Genomic DNA, 19,872 nt, shown 5'->3' on the forward strand with positions numbered 1-19,872 from the left:
CGCTGACCGTCGGTCGGCGACATGTCGCGTCCTGTTCACCGCGCGGTCACGAAACATGCTTGTAACATTGCGCCTATGCGTGTGGCCGAGCATCCTGCTCCCGAACGGGTTCTGCTCCACCTCAGCGACACCCACCTGCGCGCGGCCGGCTCGCGCATCTGGGACCGCGTGTCGGGCGAGGAGCACCTGGCGCGTGCCCTGGCCGGCATCGAAGCATCGGGCGTGCGTCCCGACGCGATCGTGGTGACGGGCGACCTCGTCGATCTCGGCGAACGCGCCGCCTACGCCACGCTGCGCGCGATGGTCGAGCCCGTGGCCGCTCGTCTGGAGGCGCCGGTGGTGTGGGTGATGGGAAACCACGACGATCGCGCCGCGTTCCGCAGTGAGCTGTGGGACGACGAGGACGCCGACCTTCGCCCCGTCGACCGCGTCGACGAGTTCGACGGCCTGCGCATCGTCACCCTCGACACCTCCGTGCCCGGGCACCACTACGGCGAGATCAGCGACGCGCAGCTGGCCTGGCTCGCCACGGTGCTCGCCACTCCCGCGCCGCTGGGCACGATCCTCGCCATGCATCACCCGCCTGTGCCGAGCGTGCTCGCGCTCGCGGCGAGCGTGGAGCTTCGCGATCAGGCGCGGCTGGCTCGCGTGCTGCGCGGCACCGACGTCCGTGCGATCATCGCCGGGCACCTCCACTACTCGACGTTCGCGACCTTCGCCGGCATCCCCGTCTCCGTCGCCTCGTCGACCTGTTACGCACAGGATCTCACCGTGCCGGTCGGCGGCACCCGCCCGCAGGACGGTGCGCAGTCCTACAACCTCGTCCACGTGTACGACGACACGGTGGTCCATTCCGTGGTCCCCGTCGATGTGCCACGCGTCATGGAGTACACCGACCCGCAGACGGCGCAGCGCCTCCTCGCGGAGGCGGGGATCACGGGCGTCGGCGTGCAGCGGCCGTCGGCCCCGCCGACACGTCCGGTGTTCGTGCGCCGCTGAGTGGACGCTCCCACGGGGCGCGGACCGGGAACATCCGCTCGAGCGTGTCGCGGAGCATCCGCACCCGCAGCTCTTCCGGCACCTCCGTCTCGCCGCCGTCGTTCAGGCAGAACATGTCGGCGTCGCGGCGCTGCTCCAGTCGACGCATCTTTTTCAGGGCCGACGCCATCGTGGTCTGCACGTACCGCACGCGCGGCTCGGTCGTCGCGATCGCCCGCCCGGTCATGAGCGCGTAGTAGTGATACAGGCTGTTGGTCACGGAGACGTCGGTCGCGCTGCGGAAGCGCGATGCCGCGGTGCGCGCGATGTCGTCGGCGAACTCGCGCTCCACCTCCGCGGCCACGCTTCGCCGCATCGGTGCCGCACAGTGTTCGAGGTCGCGCAGGATCACGCGACCGAACCGCTCGCGCAGGAGCTCCCGATTCACGCGCAGCGCGTTGTCGTGTCCGGACCGTTCCGTGCGCGTGGGGCCCGATCCGATGCGGACGTCGCACTCGACGAACTTCGTGAGGCCCCCCGCGGTGAAGAACATCTCCGCCGTCACGGGGCGGCCGAAGAACATGTCGTCGTTCGAGTAGAGGAAGTGCTCGGCCAGCCCGTCGATGCGGTGGAGTTGCGCCTCGACGGCATGGGAGTTGTGCGTGGGGAGCACCGACGGATCGGCGAAGAACTCGTCGCTGCGAACGACCGTGACCCGCGGATGCTCCCGCAGCCATGCAGGCTGCGGCGAGTCGGTGGCGATGAAGATGCGGCGCACCCAGGGGGCGTACATGTGCACGCTGCGCAGCGCGTACCGCAGCTCGTCGACGTGCCGGTAGCGGGCGGGCCCGTCGTCGCCTTTGCCGACGACGTACTCCTCCTGCTGGGCGGCGCGCTGCCGTTGGAACTCGCTCGCCGACCCGTCGACCCAGGAGAAGACCATGTCGATGTCGACGGTGACCTGGTGGGGACGCACCTCGAACATGCCGGCCACGGTGCGCCACGACCTGCCGTAGCGCCAGACCGTCGTGACGACGAGATCGGATGCCGGGAAGACGCGCCGCGTGAGCGCGGTGGGTCGTGGCGTGTGGACCAGATCGCCGCTCATGCGCCAGGTCTCCAGGCGCACGCCCTCCGCGCTGCCGTAGCGGAGAGAGCCGCTGTCGGTGACGCGGGGACGGAACAGTCGCAGGGACCAGACGGCGTCGGCCTCGGGCAGAGGCACATCGACGGCGAGACGGGCGGCACCGCCCGGCGCCTTCGCGTACAGGGGCTCCCGGGCTCCGGCGGCAGCGAGGGCGCGGAGCGCCGCGCGCCCCTCCGCGGCATCGACCACGATGACGGCGGCGCCGTGATCGTCTTGCGCGAGCAGCGGATCGATACCGGCGGCGGCCAGGGTGTCGGCGATGAGGCCGATGTCGGCCACACGGGCCATCTCGGGCGTCAGGTCGTCGTGCACGATGTGGAGCACGCCATCCACCCAGCGCACGTCGTCGCGGGCCAGCAGGCCCGACCAGGGATGCGGGTGCGGTGAAAGTGCCTCCAGTGCTGCCGTCACGAGGACCGCCCTTCGTCGTCGGAGAGGCTCAGCGTACGGTGCCGGCGTTTCCCGCGCGTTTCGGGGACGGCAGGCGCGGCGGGCGGTCGCGGTCGATAGCCTGGACGGGTGACCGACATCTCCGAGCGCTTCCCCGCCTCACGCGGCGGCGACCTGCACCGTCCGTACGCTGCGGCATCCGACCGCTACTCCGCCTCCGCGTTTCGTCAGGTGGGCTCGAGCGGGCTGTATCTGCCCGCGATCTCGCTGGGGCTGTGGTGGAACTTCGGCGACAACGTCCCCTTCGGCAACCAGCGCGCGCTACTGCGCCACGCGTTCGACCGCGGCATCACGCATTTCGATCTCGCCAACAACTACGGTCCGCCCTACGGCAGCGCCGAGACCAATTTCGGACGCATGATGCGCGAGGACTTCCGGCCCTACCGGGACGAGCTCATCATCTCGTCCAAGGCCGGCTACGACATGTGGGACGGGCCCTACGGTCAGTGGGGTTCGCGCAAGTACCTGCTCGCCAGCGCCGAGCAGTCGCTGACGCGCATGTCGCTCGACTACGTCGACATCTTCTACTCGCACCGCTTCGATCCCGTCACCCCGATCGAAGAGACGGTCGCGGCGCTGGATACCCTCGTGCGTCAGGGCAAGGCGCTCTACGTCGGCATCTCCTCGTACGAGCCCGACCAGACGGCGCGGGCTGCCGCGGTGGCGCGCTCTCTGGGCACTCCGCTGATCATCCATCAGCCCTCCTACTCGATCCTCGGTCGATGGATCGAGGACGGCCTGACCGGCGTCCTGCGTGAGGAGGGGATGGGTGCGATCGCCTTCGTGCCGCTCGCGCAGGGGCTGCTCACCGATCGCTATCTGGGCGACGGGACCTCGGCGCGATCGCAGGAGCGCTCGTCGCTGCCGGGCCGTCGTCTCACGGACACTGCGCTGGAGGGCCTGCGTGCGCTGAACGTGATCGCCCGCGAGCGCGGACAGAGCCTCGCTCAGCTCGCGCTGCAGTGGGTGCTGCGCGACGGCGTCGTGGCCTCGGCGCTCATCGGCGCCTCGCGCACGCAGCAGCTCGACGAGAACCTCGCGGCCGTGAACGGCCCCGCGTTCGACGCGGAAGAACTGGAACGCATCGACGTCATCTCCGCCGGCATCGGCGAGGTCTGGGCGGACGCTTCGTGACGACCGCTGCGGTGGCGGGTCGCCGGGTGCACGTGCGTGCGCCCGGCAAGATCAACATCGCCTTCGACGTCGGTGACGCCCAGCCCGACGGCTACCACGACGTGGCGTCGGTGTATCAGGCGGTATCCGCCTACGAAGACGTCTGGGCCCAGGTGGCGGACGACTTCACGCTGGCGGTCACCGGCGACCTGGACGTGTCGGGGGTGCCGCTCGACGAGTCCAACCTCGCCGTCCGCGCCGCGCGGCGCGTCGCCGAGCGGCTGGGGTGGCGCGGCGGCATCCACCTCGACATCCACAAGGGCGTGCCCGTCGCCGGCGGGATGGGGGGCGGGTCGGCGGATGCCGCGGCCGCTCTCGTCGCCGTCAACGAGCTGCTCGGCGGGGGACTCACGACTCTCGAACTTCAGGAGCTGGCGGCGCCCCTGGGCGCAGATGTGCCCTTCGCGGTGCTCGGGGGGACGGCGATCGGCACGGGTCGCGGCGACGAGCTGGCCCCCGCGCTGGCACGGGGTCGCTTCGACTGGGTCCTCGTGACGAGCGCGGACGGACTGTCGACGCCGGCGGTGTATCGGGAACTGGACCGTTTGAGAGCCCTGCCCGACATCGCGCCCGCGCACGGGGTGCCCGCCGCCGATCCTGTCGTGATGCAGGCGCTGCGTGCGGGCGATCCCGCCGCGCTCGCGGTCGCCGTCCACAACGACCTGCAAGAGGCCGCCCTCTCGCTGCGGCCCTCGCTGGCCGCGACGCTGCGCGGCGGTCATCTCGCGGGCGCTCTGGCCGGGCTCGTCTCGGGTTCGGGACCCACTGTCGCCTTCCTCGCCGCCGACGAGCGCGGAGCGGCGGCGCTGGCGTCCGAACTCGCCGCGTCGGCGGCTTCCGGATCGCGTGTGCTGCACGTGCACGGACCCGTCCCGGGCGCGCGTGTCATCAGCGCCTGAGAACGCCCCGCACCACCAGGCCGAGCCTCACCGCAGACCGTCCGCACGAATGGAGACCCGCATGTCCGATCACCGCTCCCACCACGATGCATCGCTGGACCGCACGATGACCGACGAGCTCGATGGACGCGGGCTCGGCGTGCGCCGAGTCGACGATGCGCTGCGCACCGAGACCGACCCCTGGTTGGAAGCCGTCTCCCGCGGCTTCCTGGGCGGTGAGCGCACCGATGTGCAGCGCGACGCCTTCTTCGCGCACACGGCGTATCGGCGCAAGATCGGCGTGTTCGACGACACCGCCCCGCAGCCCGACGTTCCGGTCGCGACGTTCGCGTCGTGGGCGGCGGAGCTCACGCTTCCGGGCGGTACCGTTCCCGCGTGCGCGATCAGCTCGGTCACCGTCGCTCCCACCCACCGTCGCCGTGGCATCCTGCGCTCCGTGATGACGGGGGAGTTGCGCACCGCCGTCGAGCGCGGGCTTCCCGTCGCGATCCTCACCGTGAGCGAGTCGACGATCTACGGCCGCTTCGGCTTCGCGCCGGCCGCACTTGCTGCGCAGTGGACGATCGACGCACGTCGGGCGCGCTGGGTGGGGCCCGAGGCGCCGGGACGCATCGACTTCGTCACCCGCGCGCAGGGGCGCGACATCGCCGCGGCGCTGCACGAACGCGTGCGCACGCAGACGCCCGGTGAGATCGAGATGCCCGGCGGGCACTGGGAGCGCTTCTTCGGCACCAGGCCCGACGCCGAGAAGGCCGAGGAGCTCCGCGTGGTCCAGTACCGCTCCGTGGCGGGGGAGGTCGACGGCGTCGCGCTGTACAAGGTGACCGAGAACGAGCACGACTTCGTGGCCTCGACCGTCGATGTCCTGCTGCTGGTCGCGGCGACGGACGAGGCGTACGCCGGTCTGTGGCGCTTCCTGCTGACGATGGACCTCATCGGCACGGTACGCGCGGGCGAGCTGTCGGTCGACGAACCGCTGTGGTGGATGATCGCCGATCAGCGCGCCGCGACGGTCACCGTGCGCGACCACCACTACACGCGGATCCTCGACGTGCCGGCCGCGCTGTCCGCGCGCACCTACGACGTCGCCGACGCGGTGACGCTGCAGATCGCCGACCCACTCGGCGTCGCCGCCGGCACGTTCGTGCTGACGGCGGATGCCGACGGCATCGGTGCGGTCGACATCGTGGACGAACCGCCGGTCGGCATTCCCACGGCGACGATCGGGGTGGCCGAGCTGTCGGCGATGCTGCTCGGCGGAGTCTCGGCCGTCACGCTCGCACGAGCGGGACGTCTGGTCGCCGATGATCCGGCGCGACTGGCGCGACTGTTCGCCTCGACGGTGCCGCCGCGTCTGAGCTTCTGGTACTGAGCCCTGGAACCACGCGGGGCCCGGACCGGTGTCGGATCCGGGCCCCGCCTGGTGAGAGGTCTCAGCTGCCGCAGACCTCCTGCAGCTTCTTGGCCTCGGCGGTCAGCTTCGTCGAGGATTCCTGGCCCTTCGTGGAGATCTCCTCGGCCTTGGCCTGAGCCTCCTGCAGCTTCTGCATGGCGGCCTCGTCACTCGGATCGATGTTCTTCAGGTTGGGCATCTCGAAGTCGGCGAAGATCGCGGCGAAGTTGCGGTACTCGTCGGCGAATGCGCTCAGCGGGGCCTTGACCTGCTCATTGGTGACCTTCGACTCCGCAGAGGAGAGTCCGTCCAGAACCGGCTGGAAGAGCGACGAGAAGTCGACCTTCTCACCCGAGGTCGCCTGGCTCATCGACGCGTTGAGGTCGCTCGTGATGCTCGAGGTCGCCGTCTCGATCTCGGTCTTCGCAATGCTGCAGGCGTCGGCGACGCTCTGCCCGCCCGCGCAGGCGGTGAGCGCGGCCGTGAGGCTCAGGGCTGCGGCGATCCCGCCGATGCGGGTGACGTTCTTCGTGTTCATGTCATCTCTCCGGTTTCTGATGTGCGACGGTTTCTCCGCCCACGAGAAGAGAGGGCGAAAGCTCCAGCCTATGACGGCGATACGAAGATCCGATGTCCACGCTGGGAACGGGGCCATCGGCCGTCCGCCCGCTCGCGTAGCCTGGAACCGATATGGCGCATCTGCTCGGGGCTGAAGGCCTCCACCTGGAATTCCCCACGAAGGTCGTGTTCGACCGCGTCTCGCTCGGCGTCGACGAGGGCGACCGCATCGGCATCGTCGGTCGTAACGGCGACGGCAAGTCATCCCTCATGGCCATGCTGGCCGGCCGCCTCGCGCCGGATGCCGGGCGCGTGACGGTGCGCGGCGGCGTGCGCGTGGGCGTGCTCGACCAGGGCGACACGCTCGATGACACGTTGACCATCGCGCAGAGCGTCGTCGGCGACCGCGCCGAGCACGACTGGGCCGGGGATGCCGGGGTGCGCGACGTGATCGCGGGCCTCGTGGGTGATCTCGACTGGGACGGGCCGGTCGCCGGACTCTCCGGAGGGCAGCGGCGACGGGTCGCGCTCGCGCACCTGCTCGTCGGAGACTGGGACGTGCTGGCGCTCGACGAGCCCACGAACCACCTCGATGTCGAAGCGGTGGCCTGGCTCGCCGCGCACCTCAAGCGGCGCTGGTCGGCATCCCAGGGTGCGCTCCTGGTCGTCACCCACGATCGATGGTTCCTGGACGAGGTCTGCACCAAGACGTGGGAGGTGCACGACCGCATCGTCGAGCCGTTCGAGGGCGGCTACGCGGCCTACGTGCTGCAGCGCGTCGAGCGCGACCGCCAGTCGGCCGTGATCGAGCAGCGTCGACAGAACCTCGCTCGCAAAGAGCTCGCGTGGCTGCGCCGCGGCGCGCCGGCGCGCACCAGCAAGCCGCGGTTCCGCATCGAGGCGGCCAATGAACTCATCGCCGACGTCCCCGAGATCCGCGACAAGGTGCAGTTGCAGTCGCTCGCCGTGTCCCGGTTGGGCAAGGACGTCGTCGACCTGCTCGACGCCGGCGTGACCTACGGCGATCGACAGGTGCTGCAGGACGTCGAGTGGCGCATCGCGCCGGGTGAGCGCACCGGCATCCTCGGGGTCAACGGTGCCGGCAAGTCCACGCTCCTCGGGCTCATCGCCGGCACGGTCGAGCCCACCCACGGTCGGGTCAAGCGCGGAAAGACCGTGAAGGTCGCGACGCTCACGCAGCGGATGGACGAGCTCGACCAGTACCTGGACGATCCGGTGCGCGTGGTCATCTCGGGCCTGCGCACGAGCTACACGATCGGGACGGGCTCCAAGGCGGCCGAACTCACGCCGGGCCAGCTGCTGGAGCGCATGGGCTTCAGCTCGGCGCAGCTGTCGACGCCCGTGAAGGATCTGTCCGGTGGTCAGCAGCGTCGGCTGCAGCTGCTGCTGATCCTGCTCGATCAGCCCAACGTGCTGATCCTCGACGAGCCGACCAACGACCTGGACACCGACATGCTGGCCGCGATCGAGGATCTTCTCGATTCGTGGGCGGGGACGCTCCTGGTGGTCAGCCACGACCGCTATTTCCTCGAGCGGGTCACCGATCAGCAGTACGCCGTGATGAGCGGGCGCCTCCGGCACCTGCCGGGAGGAATCGACGAGTACCTGAGGCTCCGCGCCGCCCAGCGCGATCAGCCGGCGGCGCCCGTCGCGGCGACGTCGGAGGGTGACAGTGGTCCGGCGTTGGCCGGTGCCGACCTCCGCGCGGCGCAGAAGGAGCTGGCGGCGGCGGAGCGGCGGATCCAGAAACTGACGGCCCAGGTGGATGCCGCCCGCACCGCCCTTGCCGACCACGACCAGTCCGACTATGCGGGGCTGGGCGAGAAGATGCGCGCGATCGGCGAGCTCGAGGCAGAGATCGCTGCGCTGGAGGAGCGCTGGTTCGAGCTCTCCGAGCTCATCGGCTGAGCCGGCTCTCAGGAGTCGAAGCCCAGCGACAGCTTGCGCAGCAGGCCGGCGAGTCGCTCACGATCGGAGCGCGACAGCACGCTGAGCAGCAGGGCTTCGGCGTCGACGAGGCGTGTGATCGCGGCATCCACGCGGGTCTTGCCCTCGTCGGTGATCGTCACCAGAACGCTGCGTCCGTCACCGGGATCGGCCTCGCGGCGCACCAGGCGGCGTCCGACGAGGCGATCGATGCGGTTCGTCATCGTGCCGCTGGAGACCAGCGTCTGCTGCAGCAGCTGCTTGGGACTGAGCTGGTAGGGCTCGCCGGCCCGTCGCAGTGCCGACAGCACGTCCCACTCCCAGGGTTCGAGGTCGCTGCGACGAAACGCCTCGCGTCGCGCCCGGTCGAGATGCCGCGACAGGCGATCCACCCGCGAGAGCACCTCCAGCGGCGAGAAGTCGAGATCCGGTCGCTGGGCGCCCCACGCGCCGACGATGCGGTCGACTTCGTCGTGCTCGGTGGACATGCCTCCATTATCGTCACGGCGGCCCTCGCAGTTGCGTCAAGATACCCCCGGGGGTATTGTGTGAACACGCGTTCGAGAAGGAGAACAGATGCGCATCGTGATCGTCGGGGGAGTGGCCGGAGGTATGAGCTGTGCCGCGCGTGCGCGCAGGCTCGATGAGGCGGCCGAGATCATCGTCCTCGAGCGCGGCGCGCACGTCTCGTTCGCGAACTGCGGCCTGCCCTACTACGTCGGCGGAGAGATCGCCGATGAGTCCGCTCTGCTCGTGCAGACCCCGGCCTCGCTGAAAGCGTCTCTCGCGCTCGACGTGCGCCCCGGTCACGAGGTGACGGCGGTGGATGCCGCGGCCAAGACCGTGACCGTGATGAGCGCAGACGGTGTCGACACCCTGCACTACGACACCCTCGTGCTGGCTCCGGGCGCCGCCGCGGCGACGCCGCCCATCACCGGACTGGACTCGCCGCGGGTGCGGACGCTGCGCAGCGTCGAGGACGCGGTCGCGTTGCGTGATCGCGTCCAGGCCGGTGCGCGCCGTGCCGTCGTGCTCGGAGCGGGCTTCATCGGCATCGAGGCCGCCGAAGCGCTTGCCCAGCGTGGGCTGCACACCACCGTCGTCGAGTTCGCGCCGCACGTGCTGCCCCCGCTCGAGGACGAGCTGGCCGCCCTCGTGACCGCGGAACTGCGGACGCTCGGCATCGAGGTGCGCGCCGGCACCGCGGCCACCGCGGTCGAATCCGGTGAGGACGGCGACGTCGTCGTCCTCGACGACGGCACCCGCCTGGACGCCGACATCGTCGTGCTCTCGGTGGGTGTTCGTCCCGACACGGCGGTCTTCGAGGCCGCGGGCGTCGCATGCGTGCGTGGGGCGATGATCATCGACGAGCACGGACGTACCTCGCTGCCCGACGTCTACGCGGTCGGTGATGCGACGGCATCCGTCGACGCCGTCACCGGGGCCGTGCGTCCCGTCGCGCTCGCCGGACCCGCCAACCGCGCCGGACGGCTCGTCGCCGACGCGATTCTCCGTCCGGAGCACGCTCGTCCGCTTCCGCGCCCCGTCGGGACGGCGATCGTCCGTGTCGGTGCGCAGACGGTGGCGATGACCGGCGCGAACCGCGCCGCGCTCGCCGCCGCCGGGATCGACGCGGACACGCTGCACCTTCATCCGGGCCAGCACGCCGGCTACTTTCCCGGCGCCTCGCAGATCCATCTGGTCGTCCACATCCGTCGGAGTGACGGCCTGCTGCTGGGAGCGCAGGCCGTCGGCGCCGACGGGGTCGACAAGAGGATCGACGTGCTCGCGACGGCCATCCGTGCGGGCTGGGCGGTGGATGAGCTGATCGACCTCGACCTGGCCTACGCACCGCCGTACGGCTCTGCGAAGGATCCCGTCAACATGGTCGGGATGGTCGGCGAGAACGTCCGGAGCGGGGCCCTCCGCCTCTGGTACGCGCAGGACGTCGACGCGGTCGCCGAGACCGCGCTGATCCTCGACGTGCGCACCCCCGCGGAGCTGTCCACCGGGCATCTGCCCGGGGCGCTCGCCATCCCGCACACCGCGTTGCGCGGCCGGCTCGACGAGGTGCGTGCCGCCGCCGCCGGGCGACCCGTGCGCGTCATGTGCCAGTCGGGCGTGCGCTCCGCGATCGCGCACCGCGTGCTCGCGCAGGCCGGGTTCGACTCGGCGTCCCTGTCCGGCGGCATGCTGACGCTGCGCGCCGTTCTCGGTGAGCACGCGGATGCGGTGCTCGTCTCCGACCACGCCCGCATCTGAGCGGCGCGGACTCTTCGCCGCACCACCGACAACCTCATACGTACGAACGACGAGAAGGAGAACTCTCATGTGCTCAGCAGTAACGTGCCGAACCTGCGGCAAGACGACGTGGGCCGGCTGCGGCCAGCACGTCGATCAGGTGATGAAGAACGTGCCGGCGGCCCAACGCTGCCCCGGCCACGAACAGGAAGCGGGCGGCGGCTTCCTCGCCCGCGTCTTCGGACGATGACGGCGAACGCGTCCGCGTCGGACGCCGCGACAGCGCACGACGGCGCCGCGCAGCGCAAGATCGCCAATCGCCTGCGCCGCGCGCGGGGTCAGCTCGATGCGGTCATCGCCGCCGTCGAGGAGGGAAAGCCCTGTCGTGACGTCGTGACCCAGCTGGCGGCGGTGTCCAGCGCGCTGGACCGCGCCGGCTTCGCCATCGTGTCCACGGCGCTGCGGGAGTGTCTGTCCGATCCGGAGGGTGCGGCCGCGGAAGACGGCGTCACCGCCGACGAGCTGGAGAAGCTCTTCCTCATGCTCGCCTGAGCACGGCGATGCGGTCATCCGGGGTCGGGACTGGCAGACTGGAGCGGCACACCCGCCGTCTCGTGGGGTGCGGTCCGCCGTAGTGTAACGGCAGCACGACAGCCTTTGGAGCTGTGAGGTTCAGGTTCGAATCCTGGCGGCGGAGCATGACAGAGAACACGTTGGATGCGTCCCTCGCCGTCGTGATCCTCGCCGCGGGGCAGGGAACCCGCATGCGGTCGTCGCTGCCGAAGGTGCTGCACCGCATCGGGGGTCGCCCGCTCGTCGGACACGTTCTCGACACGGCCCGCGACCTGTCGCCCGCCCACGTTCTCGTCGTCGTCCGGCACGAAAGGGATCTCGTCGCCGATGCGGTGACCGGTATCTCGCCCGAGGTCGTCGTCGTCGATCAGGACGAGATCCCGGGCACGGGGCGCGCCGTCGAAGTCGCCCTGGACGCCGTCCCCGATTTCGACGGCGACGTGCTGGTGCTTTCCGGTGACGTCCCCCTGCTCGATGCCGAGACGCTGAGCGCCCTCATCCGAGACCACCGCTCGTCCCGGGCTGCGATCACACTGCTGTCGGCCGTGCTCGACGACGCGACCGGCTACGGCCGTGTCGTGCGCGCCACCAACGGCGGCGTGGAGCGCATCGTCGAGCAGAAGGACGCCACGGCCGCGGAAGCGGCGATCACCGAGATCAACGCGGGCGTCTACGTCTTCCAGGCGGAGATGTTGCGCTCGCAGCTGGCGCGTGTGGGCACCCAGAACGCGCAGGGCGAGAAGTATCTGACCGACGTCGTGGGCCTGGCCCGCACCGCGGGGCTCGCCGTCACGGCATCCGTCGTCTCCGACGTCTCGCTGACGCTCGGCGTCAACGATCGCGCGCAGCTCGCCGAGGCCGGGCGCCTGCTCAACGCGCGCACCGTGCGCCGGTGGCAACTCGACGGCGTCACGATTCAGGATCCGGCGACGACCTGGATCGATGTCACCGCGACCCTCGCGCCCGACGTGACGGTATTGCCCAACACCCACATCCTGCGCGCCACTGCCGTGGCTGCCGGCGCCACGATCGGACCCGACACGACGCTGGAGGACTGCGAGGTCGGCGAGAACGCCGTCGTCCGCCGCACTGATGCGACCCTCGCCGTCATCGGGGCGGGCGCCTCGGTCGGACCGTTCGCCTATCTGCGGCCGGGTACCGTGCTGGCTGACGGAGGCAAGATCGGAACGTTCGTGGAGACGAAGAACTCCACCATCGGCGCAGGCAGCAAGGTTCCCCACCTGTCCTACATCGGCGACACGACGATCGGACGCGGCGTCAACCTCGGCGCCGGCGCGATCACCGCGAACTACGACGACATCGCCAAGCATCGCACCGAGATCGGCGACGAGGTGCACTCCGGCTCGCACAACGTCTTCGTCGCGCCCGTTAGGATCGGAGATGGCGCCAAGACCGGTGCCGGTGCGGTGATCCGGAAGGACGTCCCGCCCGGAGCTCTCGCCTTGAGCGTTGCCCCCCAGCGCAACGTCGAGGGGTGGGTCGAGAACCACCGACCGGGAACGGCCGCGGCCGCGGCTGCCGCACGTTCCCGCACTGCACAGGAAGCGGACCATGGCGCGCAAGAAGCACACGGTTGACCTGGACGTCGAGCGCGGGATCGCCCCCGGACTCGTCGCCAAGACCAAGAAGCGTCTGGTCGTCGCCAGTGGCAGCTCGCATCCGACCCTGTCGCATGACGTCGCCCAGGCGCTCGGCACCGAGCTGGTACCGACCGAGCATCGTACGTTCGCCTCCGGCGAGATCCTGACCCGCTTCGAGGTGTCGATCCGCGGCTGCGATGCCTTCATCATCCAGTCCTTCGGCCCCCCGGTGAACGAGTGGCTCATGGAGCTGCTGATCATGCTGGATGCCGCCAAGCGCGCCTCCGCGAAGCGGATCACCGTCGTCGCGCCGTATTACCCGTACTCGCGTCAGGACAAGAAGGGTCGCGGTCGCGAGCCGATCAGCGCGCGTCTCGTCGCCGATCTGCTGAAGACGGCGGGTGCCGACCGCGTGATGAGCGTGGACCTGCACGCCGCTCAGATCCAGGGGTTCTTCGATGGACCGGTCGATCACCTGTTCGCCAAGCCCGTGCTGCTCGAGTACTTCCAGAACAGCCTTTCGGCCGACGACCGTGCCAAGCTCACGGTCGTCTCGCCCGACACCGGGCGCGTGCGCGTGGCCGACCAGTGGTCCGACTCGCTCGGAGCGCCTCTCGCGATCATCCACAAGCGCCGCGACCCGAACGTCGCCAACCAGGTGACCGTCAACGAGATCGTGGGACACGTCGAGGGTCGCGTCTGCCTGCTCGTCGACGACATGATCGACACCGGCGGCACCATCGTCAAGGCGGCGCAGGCGCTGAAGGCCAACGGGGCCGAACGGGTCATCGTGGCGGCCACGCACGCGGTGTTCAGCGCTCCGGCGACCGAGCGCCTGCAGGATGCCGCGATCGACGAAGTCGTCGTGACCGACACGATTCCCCTTGCGGACGAGAAGCGCTTCCCGGGGCTGACGATTCTGCCCATCGCTCCGCTGCTCGCGCGCGCGATCAAAGAGGTCTTCGAGGACGGCTCGGTCACGAGCATGTTCGACGGCGCCGCCTGAGCCCGCCGCCCCCGGTCGCGGCGGCGTGAGCGTCGCCGGACGTCATCCTGGCGATCGCACCCGCGGCGGCGAAGCGCGCCTCCTAGGATCGCGGTATGAGCGCCCACGCTGCTGCCGACGTCGAACTCACCGTTGCCGCCCCGCACGCCGCTGACGTCGCGGAGGTTCGCCGCCTCCTTCGCGTCGGAGAGGACGGCCTGACGGCGGACGACGCGCGAGCCCGACATGCTGTCATCGGGCCCAACCTTCTGCCTGAGCCGAAGCGCACGCCGGCGTGGCAGCGATTCCTGTCGCACTTCAACGACACCCTGATCTACATCCTCCTCGCCGCCGCGGCGATCAAGGCCGTCATGGGCGACTGGCTCGACTTCTGGGTGATCGTGTCCGTCGCCGTCATCAACGCCGTCATCGGCTACGTCCAGGAAGGGCGGGCGGAGAAGGCCCTCGCCGGCATCCGTGGCATGCTCTCCGCGGATGCGACCGTGCGCCGGGAGGGACGTTGGACGACCGTCGCGGCCTCCGAACTGGTTCCCGGCGACGTGGTGCGACTGATGCCCGGCGACAAGGTGCCCGCCGATGCACGCATCGTCGAGGCCACCCAGCTGCGTGTCGACGAAGCCGCCCTGACCGGTGAGTCGATGCCCTCCACGAAAGAACCGGCGGCCGTCGCGGCGGAAGCGGGGGTGGGGGACCGGTCCTCGATGGTGTTCTCCGGCACGATCGTCACTGCGGGGCAGGGGGTGTGCATCGTCACCGGCACCGGGGCGCGGACGGAGATCGGCAAGATCCAGGCGCTCGTGGGCGAGGCCGGCGCGCTCGAAACTCCGCTGACCGCTCAGCTGGCCGCGTTCGGCAAGACGCTGACACTCGTCATCCTCGGCATGGCGCTGGTGATGATGGTGATCGGCCGATACCTGCACGAGATGCCGTTGCCCGACCTCGTCTCGGCGACGATCGGCTTCGCGGTGGCGGCGATTCCGGAGGGGCTTCCCGCCCTGGTCACGATCACGCTGGCGATCGGGGTGCAGCAGATGGCGCGGCGCCACGCGATCACGCGCAAGCTGCCCGCCGTGGAGGCGCTGGGCTCGGTCACCACCGTGTGCTCCGACAAGACGGGAACGCTGACGAAGAACGAGATGACGGTGCGCACCATGCTCACCCCTCTCTCCCGCTACGAGGTCTCCGGGCTCGGCTACGACCCGACGGGAACGATCACCCCTGCCGGCGGCGCAGACCTGGCGGCGTTGCTGGCCGTCGCCGACCTCTGCAACGATGCATCGCTGGAGCGGGTGGCGGACGGTGCGGATGCCGGTCGGGCGCACCTTCTCGGCTGGTCGCTGGTGGGCGAGCCGACCGAGGGGGCGCTGAAGGTCGTCGCCATGAAGGGGGGTGTCGACAGCGCTGACGCACGCCGCGTCGCCGTCGTCCCCTTCGACTCCGCCAACAAGTTCATGGCGACGCTGCACGAGAGCGCGGACGGTTCGCGGGCGGTGCTCGTCAAAGGTGCGCCTGACCGTCTGCTCGAACGCGCGCTCACCCAGCGCGGCGCGGAGGGTGCCGAGCCCGTCGACCGCGTGTTCTGGGAGCGGGCCGTCGAGGAGCTGAGCGCCCAGGGGCTGCGGGTCCTCGCCGCGGCGCGCAAGGCCACGAGGGCCGAGACGCTGGATGCCGAGGACCTCGTCGATCTGGAGATGCTCGGTCTCTGGGGCATCGTCGATCCGCCTCGACCCGAGGCCATCGTCGCCATCGCGGACTGCCATGCCGCCGGCATCCGCGTGAAGATGATCACCGGAGACCACGCCGGCACGGCGATGGCGATCAGCAGGGAGATGGGGCTGATCCGCGACGCGGACGCTCCGGTGCTGACCGGTGCAGAACTCGAGGCGATGAGCCAGGAGCAGCTGAAGGGCGTGGTGCAGGAGGTCGACGTCTTCGCCCGCACCAGTCCGGAGCACAAGATCCGCATCGTGCGCGCACTGCAGGCGCACGGCGAGGTCGTCGCGATGACCGGCGATGGTGTGAACGACGCGCCCGCGCTCACCCGGGCCGACGTCGGCATCGCCATGGGCATCAAGGGCACCGAGGCGACGAAGGAGGCGGCCGAGATCGTCCTGGCCGACGACAACTTCGCGACGATCCGCAGCGCGATCGCCGAGGGACGGCGGATCTACGACAATCTCCGCAAGTCGGTCGTCTTCCTGCTGCCGACCAACGGTGCGCAGTCGCTCGTGATCCTGGTGGCGGTCGTCTTCGGCCTCACCCTGCCGCTCACACCCGTGCAGGTGCTGTGGGTCAACATGGTCACGGCCATCACCCTCTCGCTTGCGCTGGCCTACGAGCCCGCCGAACGGGGCATCATGAACCGACCACCGCGGCCGACCGGCGGATCCATCGTCTCGATGCGTGAGCTCGGCTTCATCCTGGCGGTCTCGGTGCTCATCGGCGGTGCCACCCTCGCGGTCTTCGGCCTTGCGCTCGCCCGCGGCGCCGACATCGGCGTTGCCCGCACGGAGGCGGTTTCCACGCTCGCCTTCGCCCAGCTCGCCTTCCTGCTGAACTGTCGATTCCTGGGACGCTCGAGCCTCACGATCGACGTCTTGCGCGGCAACCCGGTCATCTGGTGGTCCGCGATGGCGCTCGTGGCTCTGCAGCTGCTGTACACCTACGTGCCGTTCCTGAACGAGCTGTTCGGTTCGGAGCCCCTCGACGGCCTCGGCTGGATCATCCCGATCGCCGCAGCCGTCGCCGTGTTCCTCGCGGTAGAGGTGTTCAAGGCGCTGCGCCGCCGCCCGATTCTCAATGCGAATGCATAGGAAAACGCAGGGGTCTCGTCCGAGCGCGCCGCTAGCGTGGAAAGCGCCACCGCGATGCGCCCCCCGCATCTGAAGCGGCAGGGCACGACAGAAGGAGGACCATCATGATCCGCACCACCGCCGTACCCCGTTCCGTCCGCACCGGCGCTGCTGCCGCCTCGGTGTTCGGAATGATCGCCCTCGCGGGCTGCTCGGCCACCACGACGAGCACCGCGTCGCCGTCGACCGCCCCCGCCGACGAGTCCACCCCCTCGACGGCGTCCTCGGCTCCTGCCACCGGCAGCACCGGGGCCGCCGCCTCCGGCAGCGTGTACAAGGACGGCACCTACTCGGCCGACGGTTCGTACGCGACCCCCGAGTCGGTCGAGACCATCTCGGTGACGGTCACGCTCGCCGACGACGTCATCACCGACGTGCAGGTCAGCGGAAATCCGACCAAGAGCGAGTCGAAGCAGTATCAGAGCCAGTTCATCGGCGGAATCAGCTCCGAGGTCGTCGGCAAGAAGATCGAGGACATCTCGGTGTCGCGCGTCGCCGGTTCGTCGCTGACCAGCGGTGGATTCAACAAGGCGATCGAAGAGATCAAGACCGAAGCGAAGGCGTGACCGCGCCCGACGCGCCCGACTCGTCCACGCCCCCCGCTTTCCGCTGGGAGTTCGAGGCGATCGGCACGCGCTGGCGCATCGACACGGCCGTGGAGTTGTCCGCCACGGTGCGCTCCGAGGTCGGTGTTCTGATCGACGCGTTCGACCGCGCGTGGTCGCGATTTCGGCCCGATGCCGAGATCGCCGCGCTCGCGACGGCGGCAGGATCCATCCCGGCGCCCGTCGACGCGGCGCCGATGCTGGATCTGTTCCTCGCGCTGAGCGAGGCCACGGCCGAAGCCGTCAACCCGCTCATCGGCGACGCGCTCGCGCGCCGTGGCTACGACGCCCAGTACGGGCTCGTGGACCACGGCGCGCAAGCCGCTCCGGCGGGATGGTCGCAGCTGCTGACATGGGGCGGCGATCGGCTCACCCTGCGCACGCCGGCGACGATCGATGTCGGAGCGCTCGGCAAAGGGCGCCTCGTCGACCGCGTGCTGCGTCGCGTCGCGGCGCACGTGGAGGGTGCGGTGACGGTCGACGCCGGCGGCGACATCGCTCTGCGCGGCAGCGAGACGATCGCACTCGAGCACCCCTTCGACCCGACGCGCGCGATCGGGGTGTGGCGGGTGACGGATGCCGCGCTCTGCGCGTCCGCGATCCAGCGCCGCGCCTGGCCGGCCGCGGACGGCGGGGGACTGCATCACGTGCTGGACGCGCGCACCGGAGAGCCGGTGCGCACGATCGCCGCGACGTGGGTGGTCGCTGCCGACGCCATGACCGCCGATGCCGCCGCCACCGCGCTCTTCTTCGACGGCGGACCCGCGTTCGCCGACGCCCACGCCGCGGCGTGGGTGCGTATGACCACCGACGGCCGCGTGGAGTGGTCGCCCGACAGTAAGGCAGAGTTGTTCCTGTGATGAGCTCACTCACCGCGGCATGGAGTCGCACCCTGGCGGTGCTCGGTCGCGTATCGATGTACCGCCTGGTCGTTCTCGCGCTCGCCGTCCTGGCCGCGATCGCTCTCGTGCTGTCCTTCGCGGGAGCGGTCGGGCCCTCGCCGTGGGTGCTGCTGGTTACCCTCCTCGTGCTCGCGTTGGTCTGTGCCGCGACCGATGCGATCGCGCACCGCGTGCTCGGCAAGGACTGGCGGTGGGAGTCGTCGCTCGTCACCGTGCTGATCCTGCTGTTCGTCCTGCGCCCTACGGTGGAGCCGGCGGCGCTCGTGGGCATCGCCGTCGCGGGACTCGTAGCCTCGGCATCCAAGTACCTGCTGGTCTGGCAGGGACGCCACATCTTCAATCCCGCTGCGGTCGGCGCGACCGTGCTCACGGTGTTGAGCGTGTGGCTGCCGGACCTGGGCTCGTCCGCATGGTGGGTGGGTTCCCCCTTCCTCGCCGGACCCGTCATCCTGCTCGGCCTCGTCGTGCTCGTTCGCACCGAGAAGGTGCGCATCATCGCGCTCTTCCTCGTCGTCGCGGTGGCGGTCGCCTTCGTGCGCACCACGCTGCAGTACCAGCAGGCGGGGCTCGCACTCGATGCGGGGACGGTGTTCTGGAACATCCTCTGGTCGTCGCCGTTCCTGTTCCTCGGCGCTTTCATGCTCTCCGAGCCGCTGACGCTGCCCCCGCGCCGGTGGCAGCAGTTCGTGGTCGCGGCGGTGGTCGGCGTCCTCGCCGGCTGGCCCATCGACGTCGGCGACGTCAGTCTCGGTCAGGAGCGCGCGCTGCTGGTCGGCAACCTCATCGCCTTCGTCTTCGCCCTGCGTACGGCGGTGCGCCTCACCTTCCAGGAACGTGTCGCCCTCACGCCCACCGTGCGCGAGCTGTCGTTCCGGGCGGAACGGCGCTTCCGTTTCGTCGCGGGGCAGTATCTCGAGCTCGAGGTGCCGCACCCCCGCCCCGATGCGCGCGGCACGCGCCGGGAGTTCAGCATCGTCTCGGCCCCGGAGGAGCTTCCGGAGGTGCGCATCGCGCTGCGCGAAGGATCGCAGTCCAGCTACAAGAAGGCGCTCGCGCTCGTCGAGCCCGGCCAGCAGCTCGCGGTGACCGGCGTGTGGGGCGACTTCGTCCTGCCGGCGCGCGCGTCGGCGCCGGTGCTCATGGTCGCCGCCGGCATCGGCGTCACGCCCTTCGTCTCGCAGCTGCGCCACCTGCGCCTGTCGGGGGAGCAGCGTGACGTGGTGTTCGTCTACGTCGCCGCGGATGCCGAAGAGCTCGCGTTTCGCGACGAGCTCGAACACGCCCGCATTCCGGTGATCGTCTTCACTCGCACCGAGCCCGACACGCTTCCCGGGCACTGGACGTGGGCGCAGGGCGTCCGTCTGGATGCCGCGGGACTGCTGCAGATGGTGCCCGATCTCGCGTCGCGGCATGCCTACGTGTCGGGTCCGCCGCGTCTCATCGCGGATCTCGCCCCCGCCCTCGAGAAGGCTCGGACACTCACGACGGACGCCTTCTCGGGTTACTGATCGGCACCGCACCCGTGGTGCGGGGGCCGCGTGCGCCCG

At 70.2% G+C, this 19,872-nt stretch carries 17 protein-coding genes and 1 tRNA gene; 15 read left to right on the top strand and 3 right to left on the bottom strand.

All coding sequences use genetic code 11. The features are described 5' to 3' along the window. Positions 1–75: 75 nt before the first annotated feature. On the top strand, positions 76–999 hold the full coding sequence (locus CEP17_RS02435) for a phosphodiesterase (protein WP_112931134.1): 924 nt from the start codon (positions 76–78) through the stop codon (positions 997–999). On the opposite strand, the gene CEP17_RS02440 is transcribed toward CEP17_RS02435, so the two are convergent. After that, positions 935–2,536: a stealth conserved region 3 domain-containing protein gene (locus CEP17_RS02440; RefSeq protein ID WP_112931135.1), complete on the bottom strand. Its 1,602-nt coding sequence runs from the start codon at positions 2,534–2,536 to the stop codon at positions 935–937. The two genes, CEP17_RS02435 and CEP17_RS02440, sit on opposite strands and share 65 nt — an antisense overlap. A 108-nt stretch (positions 2,537–2,644) precedes the next feature. Between CEP17_RS02440 and CEP17_RS02445 the strand changes: the two genes are divergently transcribed. The 3 genes from CEP17_RS02445 (at position 2,645) to CEP17_RS02455 (ending at position 6,019) form a co-directional block, all read left to right on the top strand. Then, entirely contained in the window at positions 2,645–3,709 is a 1,065-nt protein-coding gene (locus CEP17_RS02445) for an aldo/keto reductase (protein WP_112931136.1), read from the top strand. Continuing rightward, positions 3,706–4,647, top strand: coding sequence for a 4-(cytidine 5'-diphospho)-2-C-methyl-D-erythritol kinase (locus CEP17_RS02450; protein WP_112931137.1), 942 nt, complete (start codon positions 3,706–3,708; stop codon positions 4,645–4,647). The genes CEP17_RS02445 and CEP17_RS02450 overlap by 4 nt, the downstream gene beginning before the upstream one ends. 61 nt (positions 4,648–4,708) lie before the next feature. Beyond that, on the top strand, positions 4,709–6,019 hold the full coding sequence (locus CEP17_RS02455) for a GNAT family N-acetyltransferase (protein WP_112931138.1): 1,311 nt from the start codon (positions 4,709–4,711) through the stop codon (positions 6,017–6,019). 61 nt (positions 6,020–6,080) lie between these two features. Here CEP17_RS02455 and CEP17_RS02460 read toward each other — a convergent pair whose 3' ends face one another. After that, positions 6,081–6,578, bottom strand: coding sequence for a hypothetical protein (locus CEP17_RS02460; RefSeq protein WP_036315271.1), 498 nt, complete (start codon positions 6,576–6,578; stop codon positions 6,081–6,083). A 152-nt stretch (positions 6,579–6,730) separates the two neighbouring features. Here CEP17_RS02460 and CEP17_RS02465 point away from each other — a divergent pair, with 152 nt between their 5' ends. Continuing rightward, positions 6,731–8,527 carry an ABC-F family ATP-binding cassette domain-containing protein gene (locus CEP17_RS02465; protein WP_112931139.1) on the top strand — a complete coding sequence of 599 codons (1,797 nt, stop codon included), beginning with the start codon at positions 6,731–6,733 and terminating at the stop codon, positions 8,525–8,527. Between the two features lie 8 nt (positions 8,528–8,535). Here the strand turns inward: CEP17_RS02465 and CEP17_RS02470 are convergent, their stop codons facing one another. Further along, complete coding sequence (locus CEP17_RS02470; protein ID WP_016464639.1) at positions 8,536–9,033, bottom strand: MarR family winged helix-turn-helix transcriptional regulator; 498 nt, start codon at positions 9,031–9,033, stop codon at positions 8,536–8,538. A gap of 88 nt (positions 9,034–9,121) precedes the next feature. Here CEP17_RS02470 and CEP17_RS02475 point away from each other — a divergent pair, with 88 nt between their 5' ends. The 10 genes from CEP17_RS02475 (at position 9,122) to CEP17_RS02515 (ending at position 19,833) form a co-directional block, all read left to right on the top strand. Continuing rightward, positions 9,122–10,807 (top strand): FAD-dependent oxidoreductase, encoded by a 1,686-nt coding sequence (locus tag CEP17_RS02475; protein WP_112931140.1) that lies wholly within the window; start codon positions 9,122–9,124, stop codon positions 10,805–10,807. A gap of 67 nt (positions 10,808–10,874) precedes the next feature. After that, complete coding sequence (locus CEP17_RS15165) at positions 10,875–11,036, top strand: hypothetical protein (protein ID WP_167487204.1); 162 nt, start codon at positions 10,875–10,877, stop codon at positions 11,034–11,036. Then, entirely contained in the window at positions 11,033–11,338 is a 306-nt protein-coding gene (locus CEP17_RS02480; protein ID WP_051039405.1) for a metal-sensitive transcriptional regulator, read from the top strand. Before CEP17_RS15165 ends, CEP17_RS02480 begins: the two co-directional genes overlap by 4 nt. 73 nt (positions 11,339–11,411) lie before the next feature. After that, a tRNA-Gln gene (locus CEP17_RS02485) sits at positions 11,412–11,483 on the top strand. Between the two features lies 1 nt (position 11,484). Then, entirely contained in the window at positions 11,485–12,957 is a 1,473-nt protein-coding gene (glmU, locus tag CEP17_RS02490) for a bifunctional UDP-N-acetylglucosamine diphosphorylase/glucosamine-1-phosphate N-acetyltransferase GlmU (protein WP_036315236.1), read from the top strand. Next, entirely contained in the window at positions 12,932–13,966 is a 1,035-nt protein-coding gene (locus tag CEP17_RS02495) for a ribose-phosphate diphosphokinase (protein WP_036315232.1), read from the top strand. Before glmU ends, CEP17_RS02495 begins: the two co-directional genes overlap by 26 nt. Positions 13,967–14,061: 95 nt before the next feature. Next, on the top strand, positions 14,062–16,779 hold the full coding sequence (locus CEP17_RS02500) for an HAD-IC family P-type ATPase (RefSeq protein ID WP_112931141.1): 2,718 nt from the start codon (positions 14,062–14,064) through the stop codon (positions 16,777–16,779). 104 nt (positions 16,780–16,883) lie between these two features. Continuing rightward, positions 16,884–17,384: a hypothetical protein gene (locus CEP17_RS02505; protein ID WP_036315170.1), complete on the top strand. Its 501-nt coding sequence runs from the start codon at positions 16,884–16,886 to the stop codon at positions 17,382–17,384. Continuing rightward, positions 17,381–18,283, top strand: a complete 903-nt coding sequence (locus CEP17_RS02510; RefSeq protein WP_036315173.1) for an FAD:protein FMN transferase — start codon at positions 17,381–17,383, stop codon at positions 18,281–18,283. Before CEP17_RS02505 ends, CEP17_RS02510 begins: the two co-directional genes overlap by 4 nt. Beyond that, positions 18,283–19,833 carry an FAD-dependent oxidoreductase gene (locus CEP17_RS02515; protein ID WP_112931142.1) on the top strand — a complete coding sequence of 517 codons (1,551 nt, stop codon included), beginning with the start codon at positions 18,283–18,285 and terminating at the stop codon, positions 19,831–19,833. Before CEP17_RS02510 ends, CEP17_RS02515 begins: the two co-directional genes overlap by 1 nt. Positions 19,834–19,872: the final 39 nt, after the last annotated feature.

The sequence above is a fragment of the Microbacterium sp. PM5 genome (assembly GCF_003293595.1).
Classification (GTDB): domain Bacteria; phylum Actinomycetota; class Actinomycetes; order Actinomycetales; family Microbacteriaceae; genus Microbacterium.